General features: G+C 67.6%; 18 protein-coding genes. 11 read left to right on the forward strand and 7 right to left on the reverse strand.

Features of this window, described 5'->3' with window-relative positions; all coding sequences use genetic code 11:
* Positions 1 to 200: 200 nt before the first annotated feature.
* Entirely contained in the window at positions 201 to 3,050 is a 2,850-nt protein-coding gene (rapA, locus tag LMJ29_RS01605; RefSeq protein ID WP_229603325.1) for an RNA polymerase-associated protein RapA, read from the reverse strand.
* A gap of 166 nt (positions 3,051 to 3,216) precedes the next feature.
* Between rapA and LMJ29_RS01610 the strand changes: the two genes are divergently transcribed.
* Positions 3,217 to 3,375 (forward strand): hypothetical protein, encoded by a 159-nt coding sequence (locus LMJ29_RS01610; protein ID WP_229603327.1) that lies wholly within the window; start codon positions 3,217 to 3,219, stop codon positions 3,373 to 3,375.
* 370 nt (positions 3,376 to 3,745) lie between these two features.
* Complete coding sequence (ccoM, locus tag LMJ29_RS21000; protein WP_319942206.1) at positions 3,746 to 3,865, forward strand: cytochrome c oxidase subunit CcoM; 120 nt, start codon at positions 3,746 to 3,748, stop codon at positions 3,863 to 3,865.
* A 141-nt stretch (positions 3,866 to 4,006) separates the two neighbouring features.
* Here ccoM and LMJ29_RS01615 read toward each other — a convergent pair whose 3' ends face one another.
* The gene (locus tag LMJ29_RS01615; RefSeq protein ID WP_229603329.1) at positions 4,007 to 4,477 is read right to left on the reverse strand and encodes a MaoC family dehydratase; all 471 of its coding nucleotides are present in this window, start codon (positions 4,475 to 4,477) and stop codon (positions 4,007 to 4,009) included.
* Positions 4,478 to 5,246: 769 nt separating this feature from the next.
* On the opposite strand from LMJ29_RS01615, the gene fadD1 reads away from it, so the two are divergent.
* The 3 genes from fadD1 (at position 5,247) to LMJ29_RS01630 (ending at position 12,119) form a co-directional block, all read left to right on the forward strand.
* Complete coding sequence (fadD1, locus tag LMJ29_RS01620; protein WP_229603331.1) at positions 5,247 to 6,935, forward strand: long-chain-fatty-acid--CoA ligase FadD1; 1,689 nt, start codon at positions 5,247 to 5,249, stop codon at positions 6,933 to 6,935.
* Between the two features lie 266 nt (positions 6,936 to 7,201).
* A complete protein-coding gene (gene hrpA, locus LMJ29_RS01625; protein ID WP_229603333.1) occupies positions 7,202 to 11,227 on the forward strand; it encodes an ATP-dependent RNA helicase HrpA in 4,026 nt (1,341 codons plus the stop codon).
* Positions 11,228 to 11,510: 283 nt separating this feature from the next.
* The gene (locus LMJ29_RS01630) at positions 11,511 to 12,119 is read left to right on the forward strand and encodes a lipid-binding SYLF domain-containing protein (RefSeq protein WP_229603345.1); all 609 of its coding nucleotides are present in this window, start codon (positions 11,511 to 11,513) and stop codon (positions 12,117 to 12,119) included.
* Positions 12,120 to 12,147: 28 nt separating this feature from the next.
* On the opposite strand, the gene LMJ29_RS01635 is transcribed toward LMJ29_RS01630, so the two are convergent.
* Entirely contained in the window at positions 12,148 to 12,675 is a 528-nt protein-coding gene (locus LMJ29_RS01635; protein ID WP_229603346.1) for a hypothetical protein, read from the reverse strand.
* Positions 12,676 to 12,744: 69 nt separating this feature from the next.
* Positions 12,745 to 14,718, reverse strand: coding sequence for an alkaline phosphatase D family protein (locus LMJ29_RS01640; protein WP_229603348.1), 1,974 nt, complete (start codon positions 14,716 to 14,718; stop codon positions 12,745 to 12,747).
* A 178-nt stretch (positions 14,719 to 14,896) separates the two neighbouring features.
* Between LMJ29_RS01640 and LMJ29_RS01645 the strand changes: the two genes are divergently transcribed.
* Positions 14,897 to 17,362 carry a M48 family metallopeptidase gene (locus LMJ29_RS01645; RefSeq protein ID WP_229603350.1) on the forward strand — a complete coding sequence of 822 codons (2,466 nt, stop codon included), beginning with the start codon at positions 14,897 to 14,899 and terminating at the stop codon, positions 17,360 to 17,362.
* A gap of 49 nt (positions 17,363 to 17,411) precedes the next feature.
* Here the strand turns inward: LMJ29_RS01645 and LMJ29_RS01650 are convergent, their stop codons facing one another.
* Positions 17,412 to 17,780: a hypothetical protein gene (locus LMJ29_RS01650; protein ID WP_229603352.1), complete on the reverse strand. Its 369-nt coding sequence runs from the start codon at positions 17,778 to 17,780 to the stop codon at positions 17,412 to 17,414.
* A gap of 378 nt (positions 17,781 to 18,158) precedes the next feature.
* On the opposite strand from LMJ29_RS01650, the gene LMJ29_RS01655 reads away from it, so the two are divergent.
* Positions 18,159 to 19,472 (forward strand): OprO/OprP family phosphate-selective porin, encoded by a 1,314-nt coding sequence (locus LMJ29_RS01655; protein WP_229603354.1) that lies wholly within the window; start codon positions 18,159 to 18,161, stop codon positions 19,470 to 19,472.
* A gap of 92 nt (positions 19,473 to 19,564) precedes the next feature.
* On the forward strand, positions 19,565 to 20,692 hold the full coding sequence (locus LMJ29_RS01660) for a GNAT family N-acetyltransferase (RefSeq protein ID WP_229603380.1): 1,128 nt from the start codon (positions 19,565 to 19,567) through the stop codon (positions 20,690 to 20,692).
* A 33-nt stretch (positions 20,693 to 20,725) separates the two neighbouring features.
* Here LMJ29_RS01660 and LMJ29_RS01665 read toward each other — a convergent pair whose 3' ends face one another.
* Together LMJ29_RS01665 and LMJ29_RS01670 are read right to left on the reverse strand one after the other, a co-directional pair.
* Positions 20,726 to 21,280 (reverse strand): peptidylprolyl isomerase, encoded by a 555-nt coding sequence (locus LMJ29_RS01665; protein WP_229603356.1) that lies wholly within the window; start codon positions 21,278 to 21,280, stop codon positions 20,726 to 20,728.
* An 83-nt stretch (positions 21,281 to 21,363) separates the two neighbouring features.
* Complete coding sequence (locus tag LMJ29_RS01670; protein ID WP_229603358.1) at positions 21,364 to 22,254, reverse strand: LysR family transcriptional regulator; 891 nt, start codon at positions 22,252 to 22,254, stop codon at positions 21,364 to 21,366.
* Between the two features lie 176 nt (positions 22,255 to 22,430).
* Here LMJ29_RS01670 and LMJ29_RS01675 point away from each other — a divergent pair, with 176 nt between their 5' ends.
* The 3 genes from LMJ29_RS01675 to LMJ29_RS01685 all read left to right on the forward strand — a co-directional run bounded on the left by LMJ29_RS01675 (position 22,431) and on the right by LMJ29_RS01685 (position 25,555).
* The gene (locus tag LMJ29_RS01675) at positions 22,431 to 23,030 is read left to right on the forward strand and encodes an FMN-dependent NADH-azoreductase (protein ID WP_229603360.1); all 600 of its coding nucleotides are present in this window, start codon (positions 22,431 to 22,433) and stop codon (positions 23,028 to 23,030) included.
* A 201-nt stretch (positions 23,031 to 23,231) separates the two neighbouring features.
* Positions 23,232 to 24,122: an EamA family transporter RarD gene (gene rarD, locus LMJ29_RS01680; protein ID WP_229603362.1), complete on the forward strand. Its 891-nt coding sequence runs from the start codon at positions 23,232 to 23,234 to the stop codon at positions 24,120 to 24,122.
* Between the two features lie 107 nt (positions 24,123 to 24,229).
* Positions 24,230 to 25,555 (forward strand): DEAD/DEAH box helicase, encoded by a 1,326-nt coding sequence (locus LMJ29_RS01685; RefSeq protein ID WP_229603363.1) that lies wholly within the window; start codon positions 24,230 to 24,232, stop codon positions 25,553 to 25,555.
* Positions 25,556 to 25,648 lie beyond the last annotated feature (93 nt).

Here is a 25,648-nt window from a genome sequence, read left to right on the forward strand (position 1 = left end):
GTACTGAAGGCTCCCACGCGCCTGCGAGGGAGCTCGAAGGAGAACGCTTCGCGTCCGAGGCGATGAGTCGGTGTAGGGTGGACAACTCGCGCAGCGATTGTCCACCACCCAGGCAGTGGCGCGGAGTGCGGGTAGAAAACGGCTGCGCGCGTTTTCTACCCTACGCTCTACCCGGCGTTGCCCACCGGGTTCTGCGGGACTTACCCCGCCACCAGCACGCGGATTGCTTCCAGGCGCAGGGCGGCCTTGTCGAGCATGGCCAGGCCCTGCTCGCGCTGCTTGCGCAGGCTGTCGATCTCGCTGTCGCGCACGCTCGGGTTGACCGCGCGCAGCGCTTCCAGGCGGGCGATTTCCTCCTCCAGTTCGGCGGCGAAGCGGCGCGCGGCCTCGTTCACGCGCTCGATGTGGTGCGGGGCGACCTTGGCCTCGCCCTTGGCGATCAGCTTGGCCAGCACGTCGCGCTGGGCCTGGACGAACTTGTTGGCGCTGATCCGCGGCACGCTTTCCAGCTGGTCGTGCAGGGTATCGAAGCTGACCCGCGCGGCCAGGTCGTTGCCGTTGGCGTCGAGCAGGCAGCGCAGCGCCGCCGGCGGCAGGTAGCGGCCGAGCTGCAGGGCGCGCGGTGCCACCGCCTCGCTGACATAGAGCAGTTCGAGCAGCACGGTGCCGGGCTTGAGCGCCTTGTTCTTGATCAGCGCCACCGAGGTGTTGCCCATCGAGCCGGACAGCACCAGATCCATGCCGCCCTGCGCCATCGGATGTTCCCAACTGAGGAACTGCATGTCCTCGCGGGCCAGCGCCTGGTTGCGGTCGTAGGTGACGGTGACGCCCTCGTCGTTGCCGAGCGGGAAGCCGGCGTCGAGCATCTTCTCGCTGGGCTTGAGGATCAGCGCGTTCTCCGAGTGGTCCTCGCTGTCGATGCCGAAAGCGTTGAACAGCGCCTCCATATAGATCGGCAGGGCGAACTCCTCGTCCTGTTCGAGGATCGCCTCGACCAGCGCCTCGCCCTCGCCGGCGCCGCCGGAGTTGAGTTCGAGCAGGCGGTCGCGGCCCTTGTGCAGCTCGGCCTCCAGCGCCTCGCGGGCGGCTCGGCCCTCGGCGAGCAGCGCGTCCCAAGCCGCCTCGTCGCTGCCTTCGAGCAGCGGCAGCAGGCGCGCGCCGAACTGCTGCTGCAGGGTGTTGCCGGTCGGGCAGGTGTTCAGGAAGGCGTCGAGGCCCTCGTGGTACCAATGGAACAGGCGCTGCTGGGCGCTGCCTTCCAGATAGGGCACGTGCAACTGGATGGTGTGCTGCTGGCCGATGCGGTCGAGGCGGCCGATGCGCTGCTCGAGCAGGTCGGGATGCGCCGGCAGGTCGAACAGCGCCAGGTGATGGGCGAACTGGAAGTTGCGCCCCTCGCTGCCGATTTCCGAGCAGATCAGCACCTGGGCGCCGAACTCCTCGTCGGCGAAGAAGGCGGCGGCGCGGTCGCGCTCGAGGATGCTCATGCCCTCGTGGAACACCGTGGCCGGGATGCCGGAGCGCACCCGCAGCGCCTCCTCCAGATCCAGGGCGGTCTCGGCGTGGGCGCAGATCACCAGCACCTTGGTCTTCTTGAGCATCTTCAGGGTATCGATCAACCACTCGACGCGCGGATCGAAACGCCACCAGTGCAGGCTGTCGTCGCCGCCGTCCTCCAGCTGCGCCTGGTAGGCGACTTCCGGGTAGAGGTCGGGATGCTCGCCGACCGGCAGCTCCATGTACTCCACCGGGTTGGCCAGCGGATAGGGGTGCAGCTCGCGCTCGGGAAAGCCCTGCACGGCGGCGCGGGTGTTGCGGAACAGCACGCGGCCGGTGCCGTGGCGGTCGAGCAGCTCGCGGATCAGTCGGGCGCGGGCCTCCTCGTCGCCGCCCTCGACGCTGGCCAGCAGGGCGTCGCCCTCGCTGCCGAGGAAGCCGTGGATGGCGGTGCGAGCTGCGCCGGACAGCTTGCCGTGGTCGAGCAGCTCCTGCACCGCAGCGGCCACCGGCTGGTACTGGGCGCTCTCGGCGCGGAAGGCGGCGAGGTCGTGGAAACGGTCCGGGTCGAGCAGGCGCAGGCGGGCGAAGTGACTCTCCAGGCCCAACTGCTCGGGGGTGGCGGTGAGCAGCAGCACGCCGGCGATGTTGGCGGCGAGCTCCTCGACCAGCCGGTATTCGGCACTGGCGCCTTCCGGATGCCAGACCAGGTGATGCGCCTCGTCGACCACCAGGAGGTCCCAGCCGGCATCGAGCACCGCGCGCTGGGCGCGCGCGTCGTCACGCAGCCAGTCGAGGGCGACCAGCGCCAGCTGGCAGTCCTCGAAGGGGTTGTCGGCGTCGCTGGCGAGGAAGCGCTCGGCGTCGAACAGGGCGACTTCCAGGTTGAAGCGCCGGCGCATCTCCACCAGCCACTGGTGCTGCAGGTTCTCCGGTACCAGGATCAGGGCGCGACGGGCGCGGCCGGATAGCAGCTGGCGATGCAGGATCAGGCCGGCCTCGATGGTCTTGCCCAGGCCCACCTCGTCGGCCAGCAGCACGCGCGGGCTGGCGCGGTCGGCCACCTCGCGGGCGATGTGCAGCTGGTGGGCGATCGGCTGGGCGCGGGCGCCCGACAGCCCCCACAGGGTGGACTGCTGCAGGCGGCTGGCGTGCTGCAGGGTCTGGTAGCGTAACGCGAACCAGGGCAGCGGGTCGATCTGCCCGGCGAACAGGCGGTCGCTGGCCAGGCGGAACTGGATGAAGTTGGACAGCTGGGTTTCCGGCAGCACGCAGGGTTCGTGCTGCGCGTTGATACCGTGGTAGACCAGCAGGCCGTCGACGTCCTCGACTTCCTGCACGCTCAGCTTCCAGCCCTCGAAGTGGGTGATCTCGTCGCCCGGCGAGAAGCGCACGCGGGTCAGCGGGGCGTTGCGCAGCGCGTACTGGCGGGTATCGCCGGTCGCTGGATAGAGGACGGTGAGCAGGCGGCCATCCTGCGCGAGGATGGTTCCCAGCCCCAGTTCCGCCTCGCTGTCACTGATCCAGCGTTGCCCCGGTTGATACTGCGCCATGCATGTCTCCAGACACGAAAAAGAAAGGCGGGCATTTTAGCGGAAGCGGCCGGGGCAGGCCAAAGGCAAGCGCCGCGCGGCGCTTGCCAGTCGCTGCCGAGGTCCCCCGCCGGTGGCGGAAGGAGTATCCTCTAGCCATCCCGCCCACCGCCGCAGGAGCGCCGCCATGGCTGCCGACACCCCGATCGACTTCGCCGCCGAGCGCGAGCGGCGCATCCATGACCTGCACGAGAAGCGCCTGCAGGACGTGCGCCAGGCCTTCGAACAGGCGTTGCCGCTGTCGGCCGGCAAGCGGCGCGGCAAGGGCAAGCCGAAGAAGCGCTGACCGGCCGCCGCTCGACAAGACAGTTTCGCCGCCTCAGGCCGGCCTCAAGCTCTGGCCATCCCCTGTCTGCCGCCGCCGTGTCCGTCGGGATGTCACGGTGGCGGCATTCCGCATGATTTTTCCGTATCGCGCCAGCACCCTCTAATTTCCCCTTGGCTGCCGCTGCGCAGGCATCGACGCCTAGTCTCCTGGCGTCCAAAAGGCGCAAGGCGCCTCGGCAGAGGGGCGTTCCGTTGATCTGTGTCAGCTTTGCTACGTCTTTGCCGGCAAGGGCGGGGCGGCCTTTGATCCGAGTCAATTTCCCGGAAGAAGGCGCCGCTATTCTGGCCCCAACAGCGAAACAGTACGGAATTGAGCGGGGGACACCACCATGTTTATGGACGAAGTAGTACTCGCAGGCATCGTCATCGTCATCCTGACCGCAGGCTTCCTCGGTGGATTCGGATATTTCGTCTGGAAGGACGCACAGAAGGGCAAGAAAGCCAACTGATCCTTCCCGATTCAAGAGCACGCAAGGCATTTGGGGCGACTTCGGTCGCCCGTTTTTTTTGCCCGCGATTTATGCCGGATCGTCCGGTCCGCAAAGCACGACGCCCGCCGATCAGCGGGCGTTGTGCTTTGTGGGGAGCCGTCAGCCGATGGTGATCGGCGGCAGCTCGGCGAGGGCGATGCGCAGCTTGTCCTGCGGTGCCATCACCTCGGCCTCGCCCTCGACCACCGCCTTGCCCTGCTGGTTGAGCACGCGGGTGCCGATGCGCACGCGGTTCTTCGGCAGTTTTTCGAGCACTTCCAGCTCCACGGTCAGCGCATCGCCCAGCTTCACCGGACGGGTGAAGCGCAGGTTCTGGCCGAGGTAGATGGTCCCCGGGCCCGGCAGGGTGCAGGCGATGGCGGCGCTGATCAGCGCGCCGGTGAGCATGCCGTGGGCGATGCGTTCCTTGAACTGGGTGGTGGCGGCGTACTCGGCGTCCAGGTGCACCGGGTTGCGGTCGCCGGACACCTCGGCGAACAGCTGCACGTCGCGCTCCGTCACGTTGTGCGGGTAGCTGGCCTTCTGGCCGACCTGCAGTTCTTCGTAGGGGGTGTTTTCTACCAGGCTCATGCATTCTCCTCGAGGGGCAGTAGGGCTGGCGCGCGGGCAGGTGCGCCAGCCAGTCAAGCAAATCGTCGATCATCTCGCCCCGGCTGCTGCCGTGGAGCAGCTCGTGACGGGCCTCAGGGTACCGCTTCAGTTCGATGCTGTTCAGCCCAGCCGCTCGCAGGACGTGCAAACGCGCGCCGGTGCCGAGCGGGTCGCCTTAGCCGCCGATCAACAGCAGGGCAGCTCGGCGCCGATGCGCGCCAGCGCCGTGCGCAAGGCGATTTCCACCACCCCGGCGAACGGCTCGAGCGACCACTGCTGGGTACCGCTCATGAAATTGTGCGGTGCAACAATATAGGGGTTCGACGCCCCGTTGTCGAAGGCCGCCCGTAGGATCTGCAGGGGCTGGCCGAGCCGCCGTCCTGCACCCCGCGGTTCTCCTGCAGCTGACAATCGTCCATGGCATACAGGCGGAGGCTGTCGTGACGCATGGCTCGATATCCACGGCGTTGATGGCCGCATTGCATTCCTCGGACCGCTGCCGGAGCGCCAGGCGATCCTCGCTGGGCGTGCCGATTGTTGAACCCCGTCCGCTTGTCGGCCTCCAACCTGGCGCGTGGCTGGTTGCCCAGGGGGGCGGCTGCTATCCTCGACCGCCCCGTTCCCGGGCCCGCGGCTTGCGGTGTGCGGCGGCGTGGGCCATATACAACAAGAGTGCCCAGGCGGGCCGCCGCGCAGGATGCGCTGCATGCGGTCCGACCGGCTGGCGCAGTGCTCGGGGGACGACGCGATGACCGAAAATTTCTGGATGGACAAGTACCCTGACGGGATTCCCGCCAGCATCGATCCCGACCGCTATCCCAACGTGCTCGCCGTGCTGCGCGAGTCCTGCCAGCGCTTCGCCGACAAGCCGGCATTCAGCAATCTCGGTCGCACCCTCAGCTATGGCGAGCTGTACGCGCTGTCCGGCGCCTTCGCCGCCTGGCTGCAGGAGCACACCGACCTGGTGGCGGGCGATCGCATCGCCATCCAGCTGCCCAACCTGCTGCAGTTCCCCGTCGCAGTGTTCGGTGCGTTGCGCGCCGGGCTGGTGGTGGTCAACACCAACCCGCTGTACACCGCGCGGGAGATGGAGCACCAGTTCAACGATTCCGGCGCCAAGGCGCTGGTCTGCCTGGCCAATCTGGCCCACCAGGCCGAGGCCGTGCTGCCGCACACCGGCATCCGCCACGTGGTGGTCACCGAGGTCGGCGACCTGCTGCCGCCGTTCAGGCGCTGGCTGGTCAACAAGGTGGTGCGTCATGTGAAGAAGATGGTGCCGCACTATCAGCTGCCGCAGGCGGTCCGCTTCACCGACGTGCTGGCCCGCGGCCGCGGCCGGCCGCTGCGCGAGGTGCAACCCAAGGCCGGCGAGGTGGCGGTGCTGCAGTACACCGGCGGCACCACCGGCGTGGCCAAGGGCGCCATGCTCACCCACCGCAACCTGATCGCCAACATGCTGCAGTGCCAGGCGCTGATGGCAGCCAACCTCGGCGAGGGCTGCGAAACCCTGGTCACCCCGTTGCCGCTCTACCACATCTACGCCTTCACCTTTCACTGCATGGCGATGATGCTGCTCGGCAACCACAACCTGCTGATCACCAACCCGCGCGACCTGCCGGCCACGGTCCGCGAGCTGGGCAAGTGGAAGTTCAGCGGCTTCATCGGCCTCAACACCCTGTTCGTCGCCCTGTGCAACAACGCCGAGTTCCGTCGCCTCGACTTCTCCGCGCTGAAGCTGACCATCTCCGGTGGCATGGCGCTGCAGCGCTCGACCGCCGAGCGCTGGCAGGAGATCACCGGTTGCACCATCTGCGAGGGCTACGGGCTGACCGAGACCAGCCCGGTGGTGGCGGTCAATCCGGCCGGCCACAACCAGACCGGCACCATCGGCATTCCGGTGCCCTCGACCCTGTGCAAGGTGATCGACGAGGCCGGCACCGACCTCGGCCTGGATGTGCCCGGCGAACTGTGCGTCAAGGGCCCGCAGGTGATGAAGGGCTACTGGCAGCGTCCGGAGGCCACCGCCGAGGTGCTTGACGCCGACGGCTGGCTGAAGACCGGCGACATCGCGGTGATCCAGCCCGACGGCTACATCCGCATCGTCGACCGCAAGAAGGACATGATCCTGGTCTCCGGTTTCAACGTGTACCCCAACGAGCTGGAGGAGGTGCTGGCCAGCCTGCCGGGGGTGCAACTGGGCGCCGCCATCGGCGTGCCGGACGAGCGCAGCGGCGAGGCGATCAAGCTGTTCGTGGTGCGCAAGCCCGGCGCCGAGCTGACCGCCGAGCAGGTGCTGGCGCACATGCGCGCCAACCTGACCCGTTACAAGGTGCCGCACCAAGTCGAGTTCCGCGATTCGCTGCCGACCAGCAACGTCGGCAAGATCCTGCGCCGCGAACTGCGCGAGCAGGAGCTGAAGAAGGGTGCGGTGGTCTGAATCCGCGGAGTGTTGAGGGACCGTTCCCACGCTCCCGCGCAGCGTCGCGGCCAAGGCAGTTGCATGAAGCTCATGGCCCGGTCTGTAGGGGCGAATTCATTCGCCCTACACGGCCTTTAGGCGAATGAATTCGCCCCTACAGTGGACGGACCAGACTCGGGCGCCACTCATGCAATTGCCCGGGACGTGCCGTGCCCGGTAACGCCACTCCCGCGCAAATCTGCGACAATCCCCGCCCCAAAAAATACCAAGCCGACGCCCGCCCGATGAGTGCCGTACCCGCTTTCGACCAGCTGCTGAAGAACCTCGATCAGGCGCTGAACGCCGACCGCCACCGCCTGCGCCGTCAGTTGCACGACCTGCGCAAGCAGGCGGGCACGCCGGCGTGGGACGAGGGCAAGCTCGCCCAGTGGCTGGAGCGCTTCCAGGCCTCCGCCGCCAAGGTCGCGGCGCGCCGGGCCAGCGTGCCGCGCATCCGCTACGATGACGCCCTGCCGATCGCCGCGCGCCGCGACGAGATCCGCGAGGCCATCGCCAGGCACCAGGTGGTGGTGATCGCCGGCGAGACCGGCTCGGGCAAGACCACCCAGCTGCCGAAGATCTGCCTGGAGGCCGGCCGCGGCGTCGCCGGACTGATCGGCCACACCCAGCCGCGCCGCCTGGCCGCGCGCAGCGTCGCCACCCGCGTCGCCGAGGAGATCGGCACGCCGCTCGGCGAGCTGGTCGGCTACCAGGTGCGCTTCGAGGACCACAGCGGCGAGCAGTCGCTGGTCAAGCTGATGACCGACGGCATCCTGCTCGCCGAGACCCAGCACGACCGCTTTCTCGAGAAGTACGACACGCTGATCGTCGACGAGGCCCACGAGCGCAGCCTGAACATCGACTTCCTGCTCGGCTACCTGAAGAACCTGCTGCCGCGCCGCCCCGACCTCAAGGTGATCATCACCTCGGCGACCATCGATCTGGAGCGCTTCTCCAAGCACTTCAACGATGCGCCGATCATCGAGGTGTCCGGACGCACCTATCCGGTGGAGACCTGGTACCGCCCGCTGGCCGCCGAGCTGGACGAGAACGGCGAGCCGCTGTTCGACGACCTGTCGGTGGAGCAGGGCATCCTGCGTGCCCTCGAGGAGTTCGAGGCCCACGAGCGCTCGATCGGCAAGCGCCCGGGCGATGTGCTGGTGTTCCTGCCCGGCGAGCGCGAGATCCGCGAGGCCGCAGAGGTGCTGCGCAAGGCCAATCTGCGCCACACCGAGGTGCTGCCGCTGTACGCCCGGCTGACCCCGGCCGAGCAGCAGAAGATCTTCAAGCCCGCGAGCGGGCGCAAGATCGTGCTGGCCACCAACGTCGCCGAGACCTCGCTGACCGTGCCGGGCATCCGCTACGTGATCGACAGCGGCACCGCGCGGATCAGCCGCTACAGCTACCGCGCCAAGGTGCAGCGCCTGCCCATCGAGGCGGTGTCGCAGGCCAGCGCCAACCAGCGCAAGGGCCGCTGCGGCCGGGTCGAGCCGGGCATCTGCATCCGCCTGTACAGCGAGGAGGACTTCCTCGGCCGTCCGCAATTCACCGATCCGGAGATCCTGCGCACCAACCTGGCCGCGGTGATCCTGCAGATGCTGCACCTGCGCCTGGGCGACATCGGCGAGTTCCCGTTCATCGAGCCGCCGGAAGGCAAGGCGATCAGCGACGGTTTCAACCTGCTGCAGGAGCTCTCGGCGGTCAACCGCGAGAACCAGCTGACTCCGCTGGGCCGCCAGCTGGCGCGCCTCCCGATTGATCCCAGATTGGGCCGTATGCTGCTGGAGGGCGCCCAGCAGGGCAGCCTGGCCGAAGTGCTGGTGATCGCCAGCGCCCTGTCGGTGCAGGACCCGCGCGAGCGTCCGGTCGAGCGCCAGCAGGCCGCCGACCAGGCCCACGCACAGTGGAAGAACCCCGACTCAGACTTCGCCGCGTTGATCAACCTGTGGCACGGCTTCGAGGCGCAGCGCCAGGCGCTGGGCGCCAACGCGCTGCGCAACTGGTGCCGCAAGAACTTCCTCAATTATCTAAGACTTCGCGAGTGGCGGGACGCCCACCGCCAGCTGCTGCTGACCTGCCGCGACCTCAAGCTGCCGCTCAACCAGCTGGAAGCGCCCGAGCCGGTCGCCGCGCCGGCAGCGACCGGCGAGCTGGACCAGCGCGCCCGCCATGCCGTCGCCGCCCAGGACGAGCGCCAGCAGGTCGCGCAGACCCTGAAGAACTACGCCGCCGTGCACAAGGCGATTCTCGCCGGCCTGCTCAGCCAGATCGGCCAGAAGACCGAGGAGGGCGACTACAACGGCGCCCGCCAGCGGCGCTTCTGGCTGCATCCCTCCAGCGTGATCGGCCGCAAGCGCCCGCAGTGGGTGATGGCCGCCGAGCTGGTGGAGACCACCAAGCTGTTCGCGCGCATGGTGGCCAGAATCGACCCGGACTGGCTGGAGCCTCTGGCGCCGCACCTGGTCAAGAAGAACCATCTCGAACCGCACTGGGAGAAGAAGCGCGGCCAGGTGGTGGCCTATGAGCAGATCACCCTCTACGGCCTGATCATCGTCGGTCGCCGCCCGGTGCACTACGGTCCCATCGATCCGCCGGCCGCGCGCGAGCTGTTCATCCGCGAGGGTCTGGTGCGCGGCGAGATCAACAGCCGCGCCAAATGCCTGACCGCCAATCGCCAGTTGCTGGACAAGCTCGACGAGCTGGAAGCCAAGGCGCGTCGCCGCGACATCCTCGCCGACGAGGAAACCCTGTTCGCCTACTACGATGCGCGCCTGCCGGCCGACATCTACCAGACCGCCAGCTTCGAGAACTGGTACAAGCGCGAGGGCGCGAAGAACCCGCAGCTCCTCATCATGCGCGAGGAGGACGTGCTGGCCCGCGAGGCCCGCGAGGTGACCGCGCAGCAGTACCCGGACAGCCTCACCATCGGTCGCCTGCAGCTGCCGCTCTCCTACCACTTCGAGCCCAACCACCCGCGCGACGGCGTCACCGTGCGCGTGCCGGCGCCGCTGTTGCCGCAACTGCCGGCCGAGCGCCTCGACTGGCTGGTGCCGGGCCTGCTGGAAGCCAAGTGCGTGGCGCTGGTGCGCGGGCTGCCCAAGGCGCTGCGCAAGAACTTCGTGCCGGTGCCCGACTTCGTCGGCGCCGCACTGGCCAAGCTGGCCTTTGGCGCCGGTTCGCTGCCCGAGGCGCTGGGCCGCGAACTGCAACGCATGACCGGCGCTCGCGTGCCGGAGGAGGCCTGGGCGGAGTCCGCCGCCCAGCTGGAGAGCCACCTGAAGATGAACATCGAGGTGGTCGACGCGCGCGGCAAGTTCCTCGGCGAGGGCCGCGAGCTGGCCGAGCTGACCGCGCGCTTCAGTGAGGCCAGCCAGGCCGCGCTGGCCATCCCGGAGAGCAAGGCCGAGGCCAAGCCGGTGGAGGCCAAGGGCTTCAGCGTCGCGCAAAGCACCCAGCAGAAGATCGCCGGGTTGTCGCTGACCGTCTACCCCGCGCTGGTCGAGGACAACGGCGAGGTCAAGGAAGGCCGCTTCCCGACCCAGGCCGAGGCCGAATTCCAGCACCGCCGCGCCCTGCAGCGTCTCTTGCTGCAACAGCTCGCCGAGCCGGCCAAGTACCTGCGTACCAAGCTGCCGGGGCTGACCGATATGGGCCTGCTCTACCGCGAACTGGGCCGCGTCGAGTCGCTGGTCGAGGACATCCTGCTGGCCAGCCTGGACAGCTGCATCCTCGAGGGTGAAAGCCCGCTGCCGCGCGACGGCGCCGCCTTGGCCGCGCTCGCCGAACGCAAGCGCGGCAGCTGGAGCGAGCACGCCGAGCGCCTGGCGAAGCTGGTGCTGGAAATCCTCAAGCTCTGGCACGGCCTGCAGAAACGCTTCAAGGGGCGCATCGACCTGGCCATGGCGGTGGCTCTCAACGACATCAAGGCCCAGCTCGGCAACCTGGTCTATCCCGGCTTCGTCCGCCAGACCCCGGCCGAATGGCTGAAGGAATACCCGCGCTACCTGAAGGCCATCGAGCAGCGCCTCGACAAGGTCGGCAGCCAACTGCAGCGCGACCGGGTGTGGAGCGGCGAACTGGCCGGCTACTGGGAGCAGTACCAGGCGCGCGCAGCCAAGCACGCCCAGGAAGGCAAACGCGATCCCGAGCTCACGCTGTATCGCTGGATGCTCGAGGAGTACCGCGTGTCGCTGTTCGCCCAGCAACTGGGCACCAGGGTGGCGGTGTCGGACAAGCGCCTCGGCAAGCAGTGGGCGGCGGTGGAGGCCTGAGACCGCGACGTCCTGCGCTGGGTGGCGCTTCAGCAACCGGACGCCGCCGTCCGATGAGCGGGCGGCGACAGGCGCCTGGCGAACAGGCATGCCCGGGCCTGGTTCATCCCCTGATTTCCGTCGTCGAACTGGCCAGGCCGGCGGCCGCGAATTGACCACCCCGGCGGCACGAACTAGCGTTTTTCAGGCGCACCCTCGTGCGCATCGTCCAGCGCGGGCAGGCGTCGTCTCCTGACTCGAAGTGGCTGGAGCGCAGCGAGTTTTCCGTCACTGGAGGTGAACCATGAAGTTTGGCCTGTCTGTTTCGACACCCGCACCCACCACCGTTCCCGTCGCCGTGACCAAGGTATGGCAGGCGTTGGTTGGCGCGCTTATCAGCGTACTGCTGGCGTTCTCCGCCGCCACCGCCCACGCCGCCGATGCCGCCCAGCTCGACAAGGAGGCACATGCCGCCCTGCAGGCGCTGTACGCGAAAGTGCCGGCGGCCAAGGTGCTGGGCGAGAAGGCCAAGGCGATCCTGGTGTTCCCCAGCATCACCAAGGCGGGTCTCGTCGTCGGTGGCCAGTACGGCGAGGGCGTGCTGATCCAGGGCGGCAAGACGACCGGCTACTACAGCACCGCCGGGGCCTCCTACGGCCTGCAGGCCGGCGTGCAGAAGTACGGTTACGCGATGATGTTCATGACCGATGAGGCCTTCCAGTCGCTCAAGAAGCTGGAGGGCTTCGAGGTAGGCGTCGGCCCCACGGTGGTCGTGGTCGACGAAGGCATGGCGCGCAATGCCACCACCTCGACCATGAAGGAGGACATCTACGCCTTCGTCTTCAGCCAGAAGGGGCTGATGGCGGGGATCGGCATCCAGGGCACCAAGATCAGCAAGATCGACAAGAAGTAGCCGGAACGCTTGCCTCGATCCCGCCCCGTCAGGGGCGGGCGAGCTCGACCATCTCCGGGGTCACCTCGATCACCCGGATCTGCTCCGGGTTCTGCGCCAGCAGGGCCTTTTTCGCCACCGCGTAGCAGTCGTCGACGTGGGCGTTGCCGAGCATCTTCATCGCGCCGAAGCTGATCGAGGCGGCCAACGCCTGGCCGAGGAAGGGCACGAACTTGGCCACCGACTTGGTGGCGACGCGGATGCCGAGGCGTTGCAGCATCTGCATGACCAGCTGCTGGGTCACCCATTTGCCGATCAGGTTGTTGCCCAGGCTGGTGGCGCCGATCAGGATGATGCGCTTGATCTTGGGGTCGAGCCCGGCGATCTGGTGGGGACTGAGGCCGAACTTCTGGTTGATCGCCGGGATCATCTCGATCAGCAGGGTAACGTCGGCGCCCAGGTCGAGGCCGGGGATCGGCAGCACCGCGGCGCCGGCGGAGAGCCCCGCGCGTTTGGTCACCAGGGCCTTGCACTCGTCGCGCAGGGCGTCCAGTTCTTCGAGGGTGCGAGGCAGCATGGCTTCTCCGGGGAGCGGGGGCGGACCCGGCCAGTATGCGCCAATTCGGCCGGCCGGTGCGCCGCGCTGTCAGCCGGCCAGTTCCTCGCGGCTGGTGACCTCGAAGCGGGTCGGCTCCGAACCGTCGGCGTTCAGCTGGCGGATCTCGCTGGGGCGGCCCTGCTCGTCGAGGCGCACCTGACCGAGGCCGGCGCCGTTCCATAGACGCTCGCCGCGCGGGCTGCGGCTGGGGATGCGCGGGGTGATCTGCATCTTGCGGCGCTTGGTGAACCAGTTGAGCGGCGAGTGCGGCGCGTACAGCCAGCGGTTCAGGCGGTCGAACCAGTCGAGCAGGCGCGGGGGGAATTCGTTCTTGATGCCGCTGCTGGTGATCTGCCAGATGCGCGGGCCGCTGTCGCGGTGGCGGATGTGCACCTCGTAGGCGAAGGAGTAGTGCACGTCGCCGGAAAGGATCACGTAGTTACCCGGTGTGCGCGAGTGGCGGAAGATGTTGAGCATGACCTTGGCCGCGCCGCGGTGGGCCATCCAGTTCTCCGCATCGACCAGCAGCGGATAGCCGGCCCAGGTGAACACGCGCTGGACGATCTCGATCAGCTTGACGCCGAACACCGGCGGCGGCGAGACGATGACCACCGCCGGTTCGTCGAGCAGGGCGTGCTGCAGCTCGCAGAGCGCCTCCCAGTCCATCAGCCCGGAAGGCCGGCTCAGGGTGCTTTCGCTGCGCCAGCGGCGGGTGCGGGTGTCGAGCACCAGCAACAGCGGCTGGCCGGGCAGGCTGTAGTGCCAGTGGCCGAAGGCCAGCAGGCGGCCGATGATGGCGTCCTGCGCCTGGGCGTTCAGACGTTGCTGCGGATCCGGCGTGGCGAGCAGCTCGCGGATCGCCGGGAGTTCGCCGGCGAAGGCGTCGGGACAGTTGCCCCAGCCCTGGCACAGCAGGTAGGCGAGCAGGGCGTTGCCGACGATGCGTCGCGAGAACGGATGACCGTAGGCGGTTTCCTCCCAGCGTGCGGAGAGGTTCCAGTCGTCGGTGATGTCGTGGTCGTCGAAGATCATCAGGCACGGCAGCTGGGCCATGGCCCGCGCGGCCTGCGGCAGGCCATCGGCGAATGCGCGCAGCACGGGCTCCTCGGCGCGGTAGCGGGCGGCCAGGTGCTCGGCCAGTTCCGGCATGCGTGGGGCGATCAGGCGCCAGGGCTGCGGCGACCAGACCAGCAGGTACATGGCCAGCACTTCGGCGAAGGTGACCAGGTGGTTGTGGGCGTTGGCGCTGGTGAACACCGGCTTCTTGACGCCGCCGAAGAAGCGTTCGCGCAGCGCCTGGTTGGAGGTGTAGGCGGGCAGCAGGTCCTCGCGGCGATAGTAGCCGGCGGGATGGGCGTAGAGCGCTTCGCTGGTGCTGACCGTGGCGCCGTCCAGGTGCTCGCCGTACAGGCCGAGGCGTTCGATCAACTGGTGGATGGCGGCCAGCATGGGCCCGGCGACGTCGTCGGCGTAGATCTGATCGCCGCTCATCAACAGCAGCGCCGGGCGCTCGGCGGGCTGCTCGCGGCTGGCGGCGAGCAGGACGTCGGCCTGCAGCAGGCCGTCGCGGCTGGGATGGTGCGGCTTGCGGCAGGAGCCGTGGAGCAGGTGGTCGAGCCGGCCGCGGCGCACGAAGCTCGGCCGGCTTTGGCCGGGATACAGCAGGTGTGGCGCCCAGTCGGCGATGGCCGACATCCGGCCATCCTCTTCCATATGCAGGTCGTAATAGATGAAGGTGTCGACCGGCAGCGGCTCGGGCAGCTGTACGTCGATCAGGTGCAGGCAGGCGTGGCGGCCGACGGCCAGGCGCTGACAGCGGGAGTCGTCGAGCGGCAGCTCGAGCTCGACCAGGCCGCGCTGCGGGTCGTCCCAGGCCAGCAGCAGGCGGGTGTCCAGCGCTCGCGAGCCGACCAGCCAGAGCACCAGGCGGCGCGCCTCGATACGGCGCAGCAGCGGACCGGCGAGGACGAGGGGCAAGTCGGGGGCAGGGGCGGTGGCGTGGTCGGTGGCGATGTGGTCCATGGTGCTCGGCAGTTGTGCTCGGGGCTCAATTGGGCCACGCGACTGCCGTTCGGTTCAATGCCCGGCCTGTTCCAGACTGGGTGGCGGCCAGCGTGATGGCACCGTGACTTTTCCCCGGTACTCCAGCGGTGGCTTTGCTAGGCTGCGCGCCTTTGCCATCGGAATGCGAGGGATCGCCATGCTCTTCCGCCTGCTGCTCACGGGACGCGCGTTGCCCGGGCACACACCAGAGAGTATCCATCAGGGTTTGCAGGAGCGGCTGAAGCTGGCGCCGGCCCAGGCCGCGGCGCTGTTGCCGCCGGTCACGCGGGTGATCAAGAACCGGCTGACGCCGGTCGAAGCCGAGCGTTGGTTGATGCTGCTGAAACAGGTGGGGCTGGAAGTCTGCGTGGAACGCTGCGAAGTCGAGCCGCCACCCTCGTCGACCCCGACTCCGACTCCGACTCCGACTCCGACTCCGACTCCGACTCCGACTCCGATCCCGGTCGCAGCTCCGGCCGTGGCGCCGGCGACCCCGACGGCCGCCGTCGTGGCCCCCGATCCCCTGCTGGCGCTGGAGGCGCTGGCCCACGCCGGCCTCAAGCGTTCGCCGCCCGCCGTCGGTTATATGCTGCAGTTGCTGCTGGTGACGCTGTGCTGCCTGTTGATTCCGGCCTTGTACACGACCGTGCTGATCGGCCTGGCAGTCGCGCTGGGCTGGTATCTGAGCCACATCCATCACTACCTGGGCGGTCTGCACAATGTCTGGCTGCTGCTGGCGATCTACGCCATTCCGGCGCTGAGCGGCGGCATCCTCCTGCTGTTCATGGCGCGTCCGCTGTTCTTCGGCGGCCAGCGCGAGGCGCCGCCGCTCGAACTCGATCTGGCGCAGGAGCCCCAGCTGCGCTTGGTGATCGAGCGGCTGTGCCAGGCCATCGGCCTGCGGCCGCCGGTGGCGGTGCACCTGTGCAACGAGGTGAATGCCAGCGTGCACTTCGAGCACGGCTGGCGTGGCTTCTTCAGCGGTGACAAGGTCCTGACCATCGGCATGCCGCTGGTGGCAGGGACCACGGTGCAGCAGCTGGTCGGCGTGCTGGCCCACGAGTTCGGCCACTTCGCCCAGCGCCTGGGGATGCGTTGCAGTTTCCTGATCAATCGGGTCAACGCTTGGCTGGAGTCCCGTGCCCATGCGCGCGATCCGTGGGATGACCGTCTGCAGGGCTGGCTGGAAGACGAAGAGTCCTGGGACGTGCTGCGCTGGGCCGCCTGGGTGGCGCAGTACGGCATCGCCCTGACTCGCTGGCTGCTGCGCGGCTGTTTCGCCCTGAGCTTTCGCCTGTCGCGGGCGCTGTCGCGGCAGATGGAGTTCGATGCCGACCGCTACGAGAGCCTGATCGCCGGCAGCGCCGCCTTTCGCCAGAGCGCGCTGCGCCTGCGCGCGCTGGCCCAGGCGCAGGCCGAGGTGGACCGCCAGAACGCCCACACCTGGCGTGAGCGCCGCCTGCTGCGCGACATTCCCGAGGCCACCGCGCTGAAGGTCGAGCGCCTGGATACGCAGACCCTGCAGCGACTGGAACAGAGCCTGGCGGAGGGCAGTACCCGCTACTGGGACACCCATCCGGCCGACCTCGAGCGCATCCGCCACAGCGAGGCTCTCAAGGCGCCGGGGCATCTGCACGATCCGCGTCCGGCCGCGACGCTGTTCGCCCACTTCAGCGGCCACTGCCAGCGCGTCACCCGCGCCTACTACGCGGAGCTGGGGCTGGACTACCAGGCCGACCAGTTGCAGGACAGCCAGGCGATCCTGCAGCTCAACGACCAGCGCGAACAGGCGCTCGAGCACTTGTCCGAGTGGAGCGGCCGGCAGTGGCGGCCGCTGCCCTGGTTGCCACTGCATCTGCCGGTGCAGGAGGCGCATCGGCAACTCGGCTGGCAGGCGGTGGTGGACGAGTTGCGCCGCTTGTCCCCGGAGATCAGCCGGGCCTGGCAGGAGGCCGAGGCGCAGGAGGAGCAGCGCGTGGCGCTGGGCTACTGCGCGCAGCTCCAGCAGCACGGCGTCGAGCCCCACCTGAGCGAGCACGAGCCGTTCGTCGCGGAGCGCCATCTGCCGCTGTATCGGCAGATCGAGGCGGGCCAGACGCCAGCGCAGCGCCAGTTGCTGCCGGCCGCTTCGCTGTATCGCCGACGCCTGGAGCTGAGCCTGGGCCAGGCGCCCGAGGCGGTGCGCGATGCCGCCAGGCTGTTGCTGGCGCTATGTCGGCTGTACGGCGACTACGCCCGCCTGCTGGAGGCGCGCGAGTTGGCCGAGCGTTTCCTGGCGGTGCATCGGGAATCCGCCGATGCGGTGACCGACCGGCTCAGCCAGGACGCGCTGCTGCGCTTCCAGGATCTGGCGCTCAAGCTGCTGGGCCAGGCCGACGCAGTTCCGCAGAAGCTGTTCGACGGCGCGACCCTGGGCGGCTACCTGCGCCTGCGTTGCCCGCGGTTGGCCGCCCAGCCCGGCGAGCCGCTGGACTTCCTGCGTCATAGCGGCGCCATTCTCGACAGCCTGGGCTACGCCTATCGCCGGGCGCTGGCCGAGGTGGCCAGCCATGGCGTCGCTGCCGAAACCCGCCAGGGCATTCGCGGGATTCGTCTGCTGCTGAAGGTGGCTGATCCGGCCTGAAACCAGGCGCTACGCCGGCTTGCCGGTCAGACCATGGCGACCTGCCGAATCAGCGCAGGTCGCGCTGCGGCGCCAGGGCGAACCAGGCCAGCAGCGGGTAGGCGAAATAGTGGGCGGCGAACAGCAGTTGCCCGGCGAGGCCGGGCTCCTCCTTGAGGTACATCAGCGCCAGCAGGCCCATATAAAGAAGGCCGAGGCCCAGGGCGTAGAGGCCGACCAGCACGCGCCGCTCGACCGGATAGGGACGTCGGCCGGTGCGCCGGCGGAACGTCAGGGCCAGCCCGAAGGCCACCACTGCGGCGACCAGCAGGGTGGCGAACACGCCGCCGACCTTGAGGAAGGTTCGCGCCAGCAGGTTGAGAACTATGCTGGCGGCGATAGCGCCGAGGGCGTAGTGGCCGAGCTTGGGGTTGGACATGGGCGCGCCTCCGGTTTGCGCTGGCGGCGTCTTCGTATCGGGTCGCTGCCTGCCGGCAGGGTAGGGGATGGCGACCGGTCGGGCAATCCGCCTTTGACGCTCCCCTCGACGGACCCCGCGCGGGTTGCCGGATGCGTGACGCGTTGCGCCGCCTATCCACCGACCCGGGCAGTTTTTCCCTTGGCTACGTCGCTATCCCGCGGGCTAGAGCGCTTGTTTATTTTTTATGCAATGGCGAAGTTAAAAGTTCCGTTGTCATAAAAAGTTTACATATGAGCAATCGGGCTGACATATCCCGCCGCGAATATTCCCCCCCAGAAACCAACGGGCCCGGCCCGCACGCTTACTTACGCTAGAGACTGATAGGGGAAATCTTCAATGATCCGCAAGCACTTTGCCGGCGTCGCTGCCAGCGCCCTGGCCCTGGCCATCTCCGCTCAGGCCGTTGCCGGCACCGTGACCACCGATGGCGCTGACCTGGTCGTCAAGACCAAGGGCGGCCTGGAAGTGGGCACCACCGACAAGGAATTCAGCTTCAAGATCGGCGGCCGCCTGCAGGCTGACTACAGCCAGTTCGATGGTTTCTACACCAAGGAAGGCGACACCCAGGACGCCACCTACTTCCGTCGCGCCTTCATCGAGATCGGCGGCGTGGCCTACCGCGACTGGAAATACCAGATCAACTATGACCTGGCCCACAACGCCGGCAACTCCGATGATGGCTACTTCGACGAAGCCTCCATCACCTATACCGGTTGGAGTCCGGTAGAGATTCGCGTCGGCCGCTTCGACCCGATCTTCGGCCTGGAAAAGGCCACCAGCTCCAAGTGGGTGACCGCGCCCGAGCGTAACGCCGTTTACGATCTGATGGACTGGACCCAGGGCCATGAAAACGGCATGGGCATGGAAGTCTCCGGTTCCTACGCCGGCTCCCTGTTCGGCGCCGTGACCCTGAGCTCCAAGGACAATGCCGACGACAACGGTCAGAGCACCAAGCAGCTCAACCTGCGCGGCGTCTTCGCTCCGCTGCATGAGGCTGGCAACGTGCTGCACCTGGGCGCCAACTTCGCCCAGCGCAACGCCGACGACGCCGGTTATGACGCCCGCTTCCGCAGCCGCATGGGCATGCGTGGCGTGGATACCCAGGGTGGCCACGGCGCCAACAGCGGCAACCGTGCCGCGTTCGGTGGTTTCAACAACTCTGCCGCCGGTACCTGGGACAAGGATACCGCGTGGGGCCTGGAGGCGGCCTGGGCGACCGGCCCGTTCTCCCTGCAGGGTGAGTACCTGCAGCGTACCCTGGAGGCCGACGCGGCAGCCGAAGACATCGAGGCCGATGGCTTCTATGTCCAGGCCGCCTACACCCTGACTGGCGAGGCGCGCGACTACAAGCTGGGCAAGTTCGACAAGATCAAGCCGGCCAACAAGCAGACCGGTGCCTGGGAAGTCTTCTACCGTTACGACGACTTCACCGTGGAAGACGACAACGGCTTGAGCCTGACCAACGGCACCTTTGTCCGTGAAGTCGGCGAGGTCGACGGCAAGGCCCACAACCTGGGCGTGAACTGGTACGCCAACGAGGCGGTGCGGGTCAGCGCCACCTACGTCAAGGCCACCACCGACGGCATCACCAACTCCGTCGGCGACGACGACGGCGACGGTTTCGTCCTGCGCGCCCAGTACGCGTTCTAAGACCCTCGCGTCATTCGGAATACCCCGTTGCAAGCCCCGCCTCGGCGGGGCTTTTTTTCGCCTGCGCGGCGGGCCAGACTGTGCCGATGACAATCCAGACCCAGACCCTCCCCAGCCTCGCCGCCATCCCGGCCGCCGAATGGGACCGCCTGTTGCCTGACGACCAGCCGTTCCTGCGCCATGCCTTTCTCTGTGCGCTGGAGGACAGCGGGAGCGTCGCCGCGCGCACCGGCTGGCAGCCGGCGCATCGTTTGCTGCGCGGGGCCGATGGCCAGTTGCTGGCGGCCATGCCGGCATATGTGAAAAGCCATTCGCGCGGCGAGTACGTGTTCGACTGGGGCTGGGCGGATGCCTGCGCGCGAGCCGGGATCGCCTACTACCCCAAGCTGCTGGCGGCGGTGCCCTTCTCGCCGGTGGGCGGTGCGCGCTTGCTGGCGACCGACGCTCAGGCAGGTGGACAACTGCTCGACGAGGTCACCGCGCAGCTGTCCGGCGCCGGGCTGTCCGGCCTGCATGTCAACTTCACCGATGCCTTCGCCGATGCCGTCATCGCCGCACGCGATGGCTGGCTGGAGCGCCTCGGCTGTCAGTTCCACTGGTTCAACCGCGGCTACCGGGATTTCCAGGACTTCCTCGATGCCTTGACCTCGCGCAAGCGCAAGCAGCTGCGCAAGGAGCGCGAGCAGGTGGCGGGGCAGGGCATCGATTTCGAGTGGCTTGGCGGCGGCCAGTTGGCCGAGCGCGACTGGGATTTCGTCCACGCCTGCTACGCCAACACCTATGCGGTACGCGGCCAGCGGCCCTACCTCAGCCGCGAGTTCTTCAGCCTGCTGGCCGAGCGGCTGCCTGAGGCGATCCGCGTGGTGTTCGCCCGCCAGGGCGGGCGGCCGGTGGCCATGGCGTTCTTCCTGCAGGGCGACGACTGCCTGTACGGGCGCTACTGGGGCTGCCTGGCCGACTTCGACCGCCTGCATTTCGAGACTTGTTTCTATCAGGGGCTGGAGCAGGCCATCGCGCTGGGCATGGCGCGTTTCGATGCTGGCGCGCAGGGCGAGCACAAGCTGATCCGCGGTTTCGAGCCGGTGCTGACCCGCTCCTGGCATTACCTGCTGCATCCCGGGCTGCGCGCGGCGGTGGCGGACTTCCTCGCCGGGGAACGCGCCGAGGTGCGCGCCTATGCCGAGGCGGCGCGTCAGGCGCTGCCCTATCGGCAGGCGTAGGGTGCGCCGGGCACACCCTGCCTGCGGTGCGGCTTACAGGCGCTTGGCCGACTCGATCAGCACCGGCTCGACCGGCACGTTCTGGTGCATGCCGCGGTTGCCGGTCCGCACGCCGGCGATCTGATCGACCACTTCCATACCGCGGACCACCTTGCCGAACACCGCGTAGCCGAAGTCGCGGCTGCCGTTGTCGAGGAAGTCGTTGTCGGTCAGGTTGATGAAGAACTGGCTGGTGGCGCTGTTGACCTCGCGGGTGCGGGCCATCGCCAGGGTGCCGCGCACGTTGTGCAGGCCGTTGTCGGCCTCGTTCTTGATCGGCGCCTGGGTGTCCTTCTGCTGCATGTCGGCGGTGAAGCCGCCGGTCTGGACCATGAAGCCGGGGATCACGCGGTGGAACTGCACGCCGTTGTAGAAGCCGCTGTCGACGTAGCTGAGGAAGTTCTGCACGCTGATCGGCGCTTTTTCGGTGTTCAGTTCGATCTCGATGTCGCCGAGCGTGGTATCGAGCAGGACGCGGGGTGCCTCGGCGGCCAGCAGGCCGGCGGAAAAGCTGAGGGCGCAGGCGGCCAGGGCGAGTTTTTTCAGCATGTGCGGACTTCCTGTAGGGCGTGGTGTGATTGGTATAGCAGTAGGACGGTAACCCGGGGCGAAGGTTTCGGCGTCGGCCTGGGTCAGCCCGCCTGGGCGTGCTGGCGCAGCAGGTTGCCGAGAATCTGGGTTGCCGGCCCCATCTGGCGCTCCTTGTTCGGGTAGAGGAAGAAGCGCATCTCGCGGCGGGCACCGGTCGCCAGCGGCAGCGGTTTGAGCGAGCCTTCGGCCAGTTCCCGACTGATCAGGTGCTCCGGTAGCCAGGCGAACCCCAGGCCGCGACTGACGAAGGTGGCGGCGGTGGCGAGGCTGCCCACCGTCCAGCGCTGCTCGGCGCCCAGCCAGCCGACATCCCGTTGCAAGCGCCGTCCGGAGTCGCGAATGACGATCTGCAGCTGGGTTTCCAGGTCGTGGAAGGTCAGTTCGCGCTGCAGCTGATGCAGGGCGTGCTCCGGGTGGGCCACGGCGATGAAGGCGACGTTGGCCAGGTCGGTGCCGAGCTGGCCGGGCAGGATCAGGCCGCTGATGGCCAGGTCGGCCTCGCCCTCGACCAGTGCCTCCTCGACCCCGGAGAGCACTTCCTCGCGCAGCAATACGCGGCAGCCGCGGCTCTGCGGCATGAAGGCGGAGAGGGCTTTGACCACCTGGCCGGTCGGGTAGGCGGCATCCACCACCAGGCGTACCTCGGCCTCCCAGCCTTGTTCCATGTGGTGGGCGAGCTCCTCGAGTTGGCTGGCCTGCTTGACCAGTTGCCGCGAGCGGCGCAGGAGCAGGCTGCCGGCCTCGGTGAGCACCGCCTTGCGCCCGTCGATGCGCAGCAGCGGCACGCCGAGCTGTTCCTGCATACGCGCGACCGTGTAGCTGATCGACGATTGCGAGCGGTGCAAGGCTTCGGCCGCCTGGGCGAAGCCGCCGTGGTCGACCACGGCCTGCAGGGTGCGCCATTGGTCGAGGGTGACGCGGGGAGCTTTCATGGGCACCTCTTCAGTTCCTGGCAGGCAATGGTCGCGTCGGCGTGGTGCGCGGATGGAGTGAAAATACATCAATTTGATCGATTGTTTGTAGCGGATATTTCCGCTTTTTTATCGATATGCGTCCCATTAATCTGCCCTCCATCGACCCGCGCATGATCCTCTGGAGACCAATGCAGATGTCCAACGTACTCATCATCGAAAGCAGTGTCCGTCACGAAGGTTCGGTTTCCCGTCAGCTGACCGCCGAATTCGTCGCTCAGTGGCGTGAGGCCAACCCGCAGGACCAGATCACCGTCCGCGACCTGGCCCGCGAACCGGTTCCCCACCTGGACGCCGATCTGCTGGGCGGCTGGATGAAGCCGGCCGAGGCGCACAGCGAGGCGGAGAAGGCGGCTCTGGCGCGCTCCAACCAGCTCACCGGGGAGCTGCTGGCGGCCGACGTGCTGGTGCTGGCGGCGCCGATGTACAACTTCACCATCCCCAGCACCCTGAAGTCGTGGCTGGACCACGTGCTGCGCGCCGGTGTCACCTTCCAGTACACCGCCGAGGGGCCCAAGGGGCTGCTCGAGGGCAAGCGCGCCTACGTGCTGACCGCGCGTGGCGGCGTGTATGCCGGCACCCCGATCGATCAGCAGGAGCCCTATCTGCGCCAGGCGCTGTCCTTCATCGGCATCACCGACGTCAGCTTCATCCACGCCGAGGGGCTGAACATGGGCGGCGATGCCGCGGAGCGTGGGCTCACCAAGGCTCGCAGCCAGCTCGCCGAAGCGGTCTGAATGCATTGCCTCGCTGCGCCGTCCCGCGCAGCTCCTTTCGCGGCCGCCTTTGGGCGGCCGCTTTTTTGTCTCGAGCTTCTGTGCTCCCTGGAAAGCAGCTAGGCTTGCGCCCTTTTTTGGTGCTGTCAGGACCGGCTGGTTTGGCATGGGGCGCGGAGCGACTCCGGCCACCCTTCAGGTCGGCGGCGGGAGGCAAGGAACATGAACCTGTCCGGGCGGGGCGTAGCGCTCTCGGTCACGGCGTCGCTGCTGTTTTCACTCATTCCCGGTTACGTGCTGCTGCTGGAGCCGTTGGATGGCACGCAGATCATTGCCCAGCGTGTGCTGTGGAGTCTGCCTGCCGTCCTGCTGCTGATGCTGGCGGGGCGGCAACTGGGGCACTTGCGTGAGGCCTTGGCGCGGCTGCGTCGCGAGCCGCTGTTGCTGGCGGCGCTGGTGGCATCGGGCTTGTTGATGGGGGTGCAGTGGGCGGTGTTCATCTGGGCGCCGCTGACCGGGCACACTTTGGATGTCGCCCTCGGCTATTTCCTGCTACCGCTGGCGCTGGTGCTGGCCGGCCGGCTGTTCTATGCCGAGCGCCTGCGGCCCTTGCAGATGCTCGCGGTGATCTGCGCGGGCGTGGGTGTGTTGCATGAGGTGTGGCTGACGCGCGCCTTCTCGATTTACACGGCGCTCAGCGCCTTCGGCTATGTGCCCTATTTCATGCTGCGCCGCTGGATGCGGCTGGATGCCCTCAGCGGCCTGATCCTCGAAATGCTGGTGCTGCTGCCGCTGGCCCTGCTGGTGATCCACTGGGACGATTCGGGGGCCATCGCCTGGACGCCGCGATTGTGGGGGCTGCTGGCTGGCATGGGCGTGCTCAGCGCGCTGGCGTTCGGCACCATGCTGGCTTCCAGCCGGCTGCTGCCGATGGGGCTGTTCGGCATTCTCAGCTACGTCGAACCGGCGCTGCTGTTCTTCGTCGCGCTGCTATTGCTCGGCGAACCCTTCGACGCCACCCAGTTGCTGACCTACGGGCCGATCTGGCTGGCGGTGCTGCTGGTCGGTCTGGACAGCGTGCGGCTGTTGCGCAAGCAGGCGCGCGCCGCCTAAACGTTCGTTTCCTTCGGTAGAACGGCGCACTTTGCCACTCAATCAACAGCCGGCGGCTGACTCGGGTTAGTCTATGCGCCGGAGATATTTCACATTCGAGGTAGGCTGTGTTTGCTGATTACGGTTTGCATGAGCGTTTGCTCAAGGCGTTGTCCGCGTTGTCCTTTGTCGAGCCGACGGCGGTGCAGGCGGCGGCCATTCCCCCGGCACTGGAGGGACGCGACCTGCGGGTGACGGCCAAGACCGGCAGCGGCAAGACGGCCGCCTTCGTGCTGCCCATGCTCCAGCGTCTGCTGGAGACGCCGAAGCCGCAGACCGGCGCGCGTGCCCTGATCCTGCTGCCGACCCGCGAACTGGCCCTGCAGACGCTCAAGGAAGTCGAGCGCTTCGCCCAGTTCACCTTTCTCAAGGCGGGTCTGATTACCGGTGGGGAAGGGTTCAAGGACCAGGCCGCGGCGCTGCGCAAGAACCCGGAGATCGTCATCGGTACACCGGGGCGCGTGCTCAATCACCTGGAGACCGGCAGCCTCGAGTTGGGCGATGTCGAAGTGCTGGTTCTCGACGAGGCGGACCGCATGCTCGATATGGGACTCAGCGAGGATGTGCTGAAAATCGCCGGAGCCTGTCCGCAGGAGCGGCAGACCATGCTGTTCTCCGCCACGGCGGGCGAGCGGGCCCTGGGGCAGATGGTGAGCGCTGTTCTGCGTGACCCGCAGCTGTTGTTGCTCAATCGTCGCGACGATCTGAATGAGAACCTCAAGCAGCAGATCGTCACCGCCGACGATGTGCCGCACAAGGAACGCCTGCTGCAATGGTTGCTGGCGCACGAAACCTTCGCCCAGGCCATCGTCTTCACCAATACCCGCGCCCAGGCCGATCGCTTGGCGGGTGTGCTGCGCGCCTCGGCCGTGAAGTCCTACGTGTTGCATGGCGAGAAGACCCAGGAAGAGCGCAAGCAGGCGGTCGAGCGCCTGCGTCAAGGTAACATCAACGTGCTGATCGCCACCGATGTGGCGGCTCGCGGTCTGGATATCGAAGGGGTCGATCTGGTGATCAACTTCGACATGCCGCGCAGTGGCGACGAATACGTCCACCGCATCGGCCGCGCCGGTCGTGTCGGCCAGGCAGGTCTGGCGATCTCGCTCATCTGCCATAACGACTGGAACCTGATGTCCAGCATCGAGCGTTACCTCAAGCAGTCCTTCGAGCGGAGGGTAATCAAGGAGTTGCAAGGCAGCTACCAAGGTCCGAAGAAGCTCAAGGCCTCGGGCAAGGCGGCTGGCAGCAAGAAGAAGAAACTCGCCAAGAAGTCGGGGGCGACCGCCAAGGCTGGCAGCAAGCCGCCGGCGCGCAAGGGCGGCAAGGCCCCGGCGACGCTGGGCGATGGCTTCACCGCCCCCAAGCGTAAGAAGCCCAGTCCGCCTGCAGGTTGAGGCTGTTTTGACGAAAGTTTGAAAAAGATGTTGACCTGCCGATTCAAGTCCCTATAATGCGCGCCACTCCCGGCGACGAGCTGAAAAGCCCTT

The sequence above is a fragment of the Pseudomonas oryzagri genome (genome assembly GCF_020831405.1).
Taxonomy (GTDB): Bacteria; Pseudomonadota; Gammaproteobacteria; order Pseudomonadales; family Pseudomonadaceae; genus Geopseudomonas; species Geopseudomonas oryzagri.

What these genes read in the sequence shown, in the direction of transcription:
- ccoM (WP_319942206.1), top strand. Translation starts at nt 3,746, where the DNA reads ATGTTTATGGACGAAGTAGTACTCGCAGGCATCGTCATCGTCATCCTG.
- LMJ29_RS01640 (WP_229603348.1), bottom strand. Translation starts at nt 14,718, where the DNA reads ATGGACCACATCGCCACCGACCACGCCACCGCCCCTGCCCCCGACTTG.
- LMJ29_RS01665 (WP_229603356.1), bottom strand. Translation starts at nt 21,280, where the DNA reads ATGCTGAAAAAACTCGCCCTGGCCGCCTGCGCCCTCAGCTTTTCCGCC.
- hrpA (WP_229603333.1), top strand. Translation starts at nt 7,202, where the DNA reads ATGAGTGCCGTACCCGCTTTCGACCAGCTGCTGAAGAACCTCGATCAG.
- LMJ29_RS01675 (WP_229603360.1), top strand. Translation starts at nt 22,431, where the DNA reads ATGTCCAACGTACTCATCATCGAAAGCAGTGTCCGTCACGAAGGTTCG.
- LMJ29_RS01615 (WP_229603329.1), bottom strand. Translation starts at nt 4,477, where the DNA reads ATGAGCCTGGTAGAAAACACCCCCTACGAAGAACTGCAGGTCGGCCAG.
- fadD1 (WP_229603331.1), top strand. Translation starts at nt 5,247, where the DNA reads ATGACCGAAAATTTCTGGATGGACAAGTACCCTGACGGGATTCCCGCC.
- LMJ29_RS01655 (WP_229603354.1), top strand. Translation starts at nt 18,159, where the DNA reads ATGATCCGCAAGCACTTTGCCGGCGTCGCTGCCAGCGCCCTGGCCCTG.
- LMJ29_RS01630 (WP_229603345.1), top strand. Translation starts at nt 11,511, where the DNA reads ATGAAGTTTGGCCTGTCTGTTTCGACACCCGCACCCACCACCGTTCCC.
- LMJ29_RS01635 (WP_229603346.1), bottom strand. Translation starts at nt 12,675, where the DNA reads ATGCTGCCTCGCACCCTCGAAGAACTGGACGCCCTGCGCGACGAGTGC.
- LMJ29_RS01645 (WP_229603350.1), top strand. Translation starts at nt 14,897, where the DNA reads ATGCTCTTCCGCCTGCTGCTCACGGGACGCGCGTTGCCCGGGCACACA.
- LMJ29_RS01650 (WP_229603352.1), bottom strand. Translation starts at nt 17,780, where the DNA reads ATGTCCAACCCCAAGCTCGGCCACTACGCCCTCGGCGCTATCGCCGCC.
- LMJ29_RS01610 (WP_229603327.1), top strand. Translation starts at nt 3,217, where the DNA reads ATGGCTGCCGACACCCCGATCGACTTCGCCGCCGAGCGCGAGCGGCGC.
- LMJ29_RS01670 (WP_229603358.1), bottom strand. Translation starts at nt 22,254, where the DNA reads ATGAAAGCTCCCCGCGTCACCCTCGACCAATGGCGCACCCTGCAGGCC.
- rapA (WP_229603325.1), bottom strand. Translation starts at nt 3,050, where the DNA reads ATGGCGCAGTATCAACCGGGGCAACGCTGGATCAGTGACAGCGAGGCG.
- rarD (WP_229603362.1), top strand. Translation starts at nt 23,232, where the DNA reads ATGAACCTGTCCGGGCGGGGCGTAGCGCTCTCGGTCACGGCGTCGCTG.